The organism is Qipengyuania xiapuensis (assembly GCF_019711395.1).
GTDB lineage: Bacteria > Pseudomonadota > Alphaproteobacteria > Sphingomonadales > Sphingomonadaceae > Qipengyuania > Qipengyuania xiapuensis.
The window spans coordinates 1,820,369-1,826,619 of the sequence record NZ_JAIGNL010000001.1; the positions used below are offsets into that span (position 1 = coordinate 1,820,369).

Consider the following 6,251-nt stretch of genomic DNA (forward strand, 5'->3'; position numbering starts at 1 on the left):
GGTGCACAGCGACAGTCCTATTCCCGTCCAACATGCGCCGAGGGGAGAGACAGCATGACAAGCGAAGCGATACTCGAGCCCGATCTGCCGATCATCGATCCGCACCATCACCTGTGGGACCTGCGTCCGATGCTGCCCGCCTTCCCCGAACCGCGGCATGACTTCATCGAGGCGATCGTGGGTGCGGCCTACTACACCTTCGACGAGTTGCAGCAGGACACGCGCGGCGGGCTGGAAGGCGGCCACAATATCGTCGGCACCGTCTTCATGGAATGCGGCGCATTCTACGATGCCAGCCGCGGCGAGGAGATGAAGACCGTTGGCGAAGTCGAGTTCGTGAACGGTGTCGCAGCGCAGGGCGCGAGCGGCCTCTACGGCGACTATCGCCCCTGCGCGGGGATCGTGGGCCATGCGGACCTGACGCTTGGCGACAAGGTCAATCCGGTGATCGAGGCGCTGGTCGCAGCCGGAAACGGGCGGTTCCGCGGCATCCGCCACGCGGCCGCATGGGATGCCGATCCGGAGGTGCTCGGCCCTCCCTTCCACGCGCCCGAAGGCCTCTACAAGTCGGACGCGTTCCGCGAAGGCTTTGCCGCCTACGCAAAGCACGGGCTGACCTTCGATGCCTGGCTGCTCGAGCCGCAACTCGGCGATGTGCTCGACCTTGCGAAGGCCTTCCCGGACCAGACGATCGTGCTCGACCATTGCGGAACCCCGCTCAATATCGCGAGCTATCGCGGCAAGCTGCACGAGAACTTCGATCGCTGGCGCCGCTCGATCCATGCGCTGGCCGAGTGCGAGAACGTGCATGTGAAGCTCGGCGGCCTGGCCATGGCTTTCTGCGGCCTGCCCGAGGATGGCCCATCGAAGGGCCATTCTTCCGAGCACCTCGCGGGCCTCTGGAGGCCCTATATCGAGACCTGCATTGAAAGCTTCGGAGCGCAGCGCGCCATGTTCGAATCGAACTACCCGGTCGACCGCTGGGGCGCGAGCTACGAGGTTCTGTGGAACGCCTTCAAACGTCTCGCGGCTTCGCATTCCGCAGACGAGAAGCACGCGCTGTTCGCCGGCACTGCCGCGCGGGTCTATGGCGTAGAGCACGTGCTCCCTGCAAGCTGACCCTTACGTAACGTCACCCTCGACAAGCGCGCCCGCGCGCCATACGCCGCTGCCACCAAAAGTGAGAGGAGCCCTTCGCCCATGAGCCTGCCCGCACCCTTCGACAAACTGCGCATCCCCGTCATCGGTTCGCCGCTGTTCATCGTTTCGGGACCCGAGCTGGTCATCGCCCAATGCAAGGCAGGCATCGTCGGCAGCTTTCCCGCGCTCAATGCGCGCCCGCAGAGCGAACTCGACGAATGGCTCCACCGGATCACCGAGGAACTGGCCGCGCACAACCGCGACAATCCTGACAATCCGGCAGCCCCTTTCGCAGTCAACCAGATCGTCCACCGTTCGAACGACCGCATCGAAGCCGACATGGCGACCTGCGCGAAATGGCAGGTGCCGCTGGTCATCACCTCTCTGGGTGCGCGTGAAGAGATCTTCGACGCGGTGCGCGGCTGGGGCGGCATCACCATGCACGACGTGATCAACAACCGCTTCGCGCACAAGGCTATCGAAAAGGGTGCCGACGGCCTCATCCCGGTCGCGGCAGGCGCAGGCGGCCATGCCGGTACGCTCAGCCCCTTCGCGCTCATGCAGGAAATCCGCGAATGGTTCGACGGGCTGGTCGCGCTCTCGGGCTCGATCGCGCACGGTCGCTCGATCCTTGCCGCACAGGCGCTCGGCGCGGACTTCGCTTATATCGGTTCGCCCTGGATCGCGACCGAAGAAGCCAATGCCGTCGAGGGGTACAAGCAGGGCATCGTCGAAGGCAGCGCCGACGGGATCGTCTACTCCAATCTCTTCACCGGCGTGCACGGCAACTACCTGCGCTCGAGCATCGAGAATGCAGGCCTCGACCCGGAAAACCTGCCCGAAAGCGATCCGTCGAAGATGAACTTCGGCAGCGGCGGCAACACCAAGGCCAAGGCCTGGAAGGACATCTGGGGTTCGGGCCAGGGCATCGGTACGGTCAAGAAGGTCGGCCCGGTCGAAGACATGGTCGCGCGACTGCAGGATGAATACGAAGCGGCGAAGGCCGCGCTGGCCGAGGCTACGGCCTAGGTCGCCCGCCAAAGCTCCTCGGCAAGCGCGTCGAGGTCCGAGAAGTCGACTTCGCGCGCAGCCGGGTCCTTGCGGCTCAACAGGAACGGGCGGGCCTCGTCCGGCAGCCGGCGACGCAATGCCGTTTGCAGCAGTCCCAGCCGCATGAGCGCGTCGGCACCGGCGCTTTCGCTGTCGCAGACGCGGCTCCTCGCCCAACAGCTCTCGATATGGCCCACCCGCTCGATCACCATGGCGTTGTATTCGCGGTGGGGTCCCCGGTGGAGCGGCAGGGCCATTCGCATCGCCGCATCCTCGCGCGCAGGCAGGAGCATTCCATTGCGCCTGAAATCGTCGAACCCGATCCGCGCTTTACCGACCTCTTCAAACATCGCACCAAAGCATCGCCGGTGCAGGAGTTGGCAGGGCAACAGATGGTGCCTCTGGAGATGGGGTTGGTAGCCGGGAGCATTGCGGCGATTCACCGCACGAAAGGCCAGCCGCTGACGGCCGGACGCGTGTAAGACTCCCCCCTGCAACCCGACCCGCGCCTACATCGGCGACACCTTTATCGTCTCGCCGGAGGAAACAGGCGAAAGCTTCACCAGCGCGCCGTCCGTCGTGTCGAATTCGCGGGGCTCTTCAAGTCGGCCGCTTGCAACGAGTTCATGGATGATCCGGGCGCCGAGCCGGGTCGCGGCGACAGGGTCGGCGGCCAGCCGGCCATCCAGCAATAGCTCTTGTCCGATGAAATGGGCCAACCCCTCGCTAGCCATGGTCCCGTCGTCCCGCATGGCGAAGCCTGCAAGGCCGAGCGAAGGAAAAGCGCCGCCAGCGAGCCAGCCGTCGACCGAGCGGCTGAAAACCCCAACTCCCATCGCGGAGCGTGCGGGAGACCAGCACACCGCGAGGACACCTTCCAATCCCTGCGCCAGTCCCGATCCGAGATCGAGCATCGCCCGAACTATCGGCAGGCTGTGCGCACCGTCTGCGATGTGCGGTCCGGGCACGATTGCGATCGCTTCCGCGCCCTCAGGACCGGCATTGACGCCGCAGCCGAAGCGATATGCGATTTCCGGGACGGCCACGCCCGGCCCCGGATCCATTCCGAGAAGGTCGAAAGTGATGCCCCACTGCAGCAATTCGAGCCAGTCGCCCGAATGCGCGGGATTGCTGTTTGCGGTGCTTTCACCCTCCGGCTCACCTTTCAGCGACGGATCATGGCTAACAGAGGCGCTTGGAATATCGGCGATTGCCGCAAGGAGCTGCCCGCGATCCGGCCGACGTCCCTCTTCGAAGAGCAGGAACAGCCCCTGAGGCGGACCCTCAGCGCCCGACTCTTGGCCATCCAAAGATGCATGCTCCCTCACCTGACTGATGTCCCCCCCTGGCAAGCGAACCTGCCGACTTGCAATGCATTCGTCGAGTCTGCTTCGACAAGAAAAATCCGTTTTGGACCTGAAATTGTTCAGAAAATTCCGCTTTCGAGACCTTCCGCAAGGACCGCACCTATTTCCCTTGCCTCGGATAGCCAGCCTTCCGGCACAGTCTTTCGCGCGAGAATTTCTTCCGGAGTTTGGGCGTGCATCGGTACGATTACTTGCTCGGCGACGCGCTTAAGGCGCCACCCCTTGGCGATACGATCGATCTGGCGCTGTGCACCCTCGCCATCCGAACCTGCCGCAATGATCGTCGCATAGGCCCTTCCCTCGATCCGGCCTAGGACGGGGTAGTAGAGGCGGTCGAACATCTCCTTCATCATTCCGCTCATTGTGGCGAGATTTTCGGGGCAGACGAAGAGATAGCCGGCACAGGACAGCACATCTTCCGCTTCGACATCTTCGGCGGCCTTCAGCAGGCAACCATCGCCCGCGCCGTGAGCTGCCGCCCGCGCAAGAGCCTCGCTCGCGCCGGTTCGGCTGTGCCATGCAATGAGAAGTTTGCGTGTTGCCATCGCTTGCGTTCATCGCAAGCGGCTGTCGATTGTCAACGTCGCCGCGCTTGTCGCAGCGTCGCAAGGCGCTGTAGTATCATCTGATGGCAACCTCCGCCCTTCCCCACGTCTATGGTGTTTCGCAATCGATGACCGGCCGCGCATGGCGCTGGCGCGGCGGCAATATGGACCTTGGCCAGGGACATTTCGGCGACGGCGAAGGCATCGTGCGGCAATTGCTGCTCGCACGCGGCGTGGCGCCAGAGGACGTACAGCGCCATCTCTCGCCGACACTGCGCGAATTCCTGCCCGACCCTTCCGAATTCAACGACATGGACGCCGCCGCCGACCGGATCGCGCAGGCCATCCTGACCGGCGAAAAGATCACCGTCTACGGCGACTACGACGTCGACGGGGCCACCAGCTCCGCCCTCCTCATTCGCCTGCTGCGGGAACTCGGCGTCGAGGCGGAATACTACATCCCCGACCGGCTGCTCGAGGGGTACGGTCCTTCCGGCGAAGCTTTGGTCAAACTCGGAGAGACGGGCTCCAGCCTGATCGTGACTGTCGATTGCGGCGCCATGGCCCACGAAGCCCTGTCCATGGCAAGCGACGCCGGCATCGACGTGATCGTTGTCGACCATCACAAGTGCTCGCCGGAGCTCCCTCGCGCCGCCGCACTGGTTAATCCGAACCGCCTCGACGAGAATGATCTCGCGGCCGCTCACGGGCATCTGGCCGCAGTGGGTGTCGCCTTCCTGCTGGGCATAGCCTTGGTGAGAACCCTGCGAGCGCAGGACTACTTCGCCTCGCGCAACGAGCCCAACCTCATGGCCCTGCTCGACCTGGTGGCGCTCGGCACGGTTGCCGACGTGGCTGCCCTGCATGGCCTCAACCGCGCATTCGTCGCGCAGGGTCTCAAGGTCATGGGCCGGCGTGACAATATCGGGATGGCGGCGCTGATCGACGCGAGCCGGTTGAAGCGTGCACCGATATGTTCGGACCTCGGCTTCGCGCTCGGACCCCGCATCAACGCCGGCGGGCGTGTCGGCGAATCGACGCTGGGTGTCAGGCTGCTCACGACCGAGGATCCGGAAGAGGCAGCGGCGATCGCGGCACAGCTCTCCGCCCTCAACGAAGAACGCCGTGCGATCGAGGCCGAGGTCCAGCAGGCGGCCGAGGACCAGCTGGCGGCACAGCACAACCGCGCTGTCCATGTCGTTGCGGCGCGGGGCTGGCATCCCGGCGTGATCGGCATTGTCGCCGGACGCATCAAGGAGAAGACGGGCAAGCCCTCGCTCGTCATCGCCCTCGACGAGGATGGCGAAGGCAAGGGATCGGGCCGGTCCATTCCGGGCGTCGATCTCGGCGCGGCAATCATCCGTGCTCGCGAAGAGGGACTGCTGGTCAAGGGCGGCGGGCACGCGATGGCAGCCGGGCTGACCGTTGCCGAAGACCGCCTCGATGACTTTTCCGACTGGCTCGACACGCATCTGGAAGGCGCTGTCGCGCGGGCAGATGCGAACCGCGAGATGCTGCTCGATCTTGCGGTAGCCCCGGGCGGGCTTACGCCCGACCTCGTCAACGCCTTGGACGGCGGCGGCCCCTATGGCGTCGGTTGGCCCGGCCCGCGTGTGGCGGTGGGGCCGGTACGCCTCGTCAAATGCGATATCGTCGGCACCGACCACGTGCGCATCATTGCGAGCGGAGACGACGGCAAGAGCTTCAAGGGCATCGCTTTCAGGGCAGCCGACAGCGACATGGGACAAGCGCTGCTCCATTCCTCTCGCGGGCGCAGGCTGTGGCTCGCGGGCCGCGTCAAGATCGACGACTGGGGCAGCCGTCCGCAGGCCGAACTCCATCTGGAAGACGCTGCTTTCGCCGATTGATCGCAAAATGGCGAATTGGAGGGTTGACGCTTCCGGCGACCACGCCTAATTGCGCCGCCACGCCACCGACCCCTGCATGGGGTGTGGCCCGTTCGTCTAGCGGTTAGGACGCGGCCCTTTCACGGCTGAAACACGGGTTCGATTCCCGTACGGGTCACCATCGGTGGCGTTATTGCATTTGCAATCCGCGCAAAGCGCCACTTCGTGTGGCCCGTTCGTCTAGCGGTTAGGACGCGGCCCTTTCACGGCTGAAACACGGGTTCGATTCCCGTACGGGTCAC

Annotated in this window: 6 protein-coding genes and 2 tRNA genes; 5 read left to right on the forward strand and 3 right to left on the reverse strand. The window is 64.7% G+C overall.

Features of this window, described 5'->3' with window-relative positions; all coding sequences use genetic code 11:
- The first annotated feature begins 54 nt into the window (after positions 1-54).
- Together K3163_RS09235 and K3163_RS09240 are read left to right on the forward strand one after the other, a co-directional pair.
- Positions 55-1,119 (forward strand): amidohydrolase family protein, encoded by a 1,065-nt coding sequence (locus K3163_RS09235; RefSeq protein WP_221553913.1) that lies wholly within the window; start codon positions 55-57, stop codon positions 1,117-1,119.
- An 81-nt stretch (positions 1,120-1,200) separates the two neighbouring features.
- Positions 1,201-2,169, forward strand: a complete 969-nt coding sequence (locus tag K3163_RS09240) for an NAD(P)H-dependent flavin oxidoreductase (RefSeq protein ID WP_221428180.1) — start codon at positions 1,201-1,203, stop codon at positions 2,167-2,169.
- On the opposite strand, the gene K3163_RS09245 is transcribed toward K3163_RS09240, so the two are convergent.
- The 3 genes from K3163_RS09245 to K3163_RS09255 all read right to left on the reverse strand — a co-directional run bounded on the left by K3163_RS09245 (position 2,166) and on the right by K3163_RS09255 (position 4,102).
- On the reverse strand, positions 2,166-2,633 hold the full coding sequence (locus tag K3163_RS09245; RefSeq protein WP_345719719.1) for an AHH domain-containing protein: 468 nt from the start codon (positions 2,631-2,633) through the stop codon (positions 2,166-2,168). The genes K3163_RS09240 and K3163_RS09245 overlap by 4 nt on opposite strands.
- A 66-nt stretch (positions 2,634-2,699) precedes the next feature.
- The gene (locus K3163_RS09250; protein WP_221553914.1) at positions 2,700-3,500 is read right to left on the reverse strand and encodes a hypothetical protein; all 801 of its coding nucleotides are present in this window, start codon (positions 3,498-3,500) and stop codon (positions 2,700-2,702) included.
- A gap of 116 nt (positions 3,501-3,616) precedes the next feature.
- Positions 3,617-4,102: a flavodoxin family protein gene (locus K3163_RS09255; protein WP_221553915.1), complete on the reverse strand. Its 486-nt coding sequence runs from the start codon at positions 4,100-4,102 to the stop codon at positions 3,617-3,619.
- A gap of 83 nt (positions 4,103-4,185) precedes the next feature.
- On the opposite strand from K3163_RS09255, the gene recJ reads away from it, so the two are divergent.
- The 3 genes from recJ to K3163_RS09270 all read left to right on the forward strand — a co-directional run bounded on the left by recJ (position 4,186) and on the right by K3163_RS09270 (position 6,250).
- Positions 4,186-5,970 (forward strand): single-stranded-DNA-specific exonuclease RecJ, encoded by a 1,785-nt coding sequence (gene recJ / locus K3163_RS09260; protein ID WP_221553916.1) that lies wholly within the window; start codon positions 4,186-4,188, stop codon positions 5,968-5,970.
- 85 nt (positions 5,971-6,055) lie between these two features.
- Positions 6,056-6,130: transfer RNA gene (locus K3163_RS09265), tRNA-Glu, on the forward strand.
- A gap of 48 nt (positions 6,131-6,178) precedes the next feature.
- Positions 6,179-6,250, forward strand: a tRNA-Glu gene (locus tag K3163_RS09270).
- Position 6,251 lies beyond the last annotated feature (1 nt).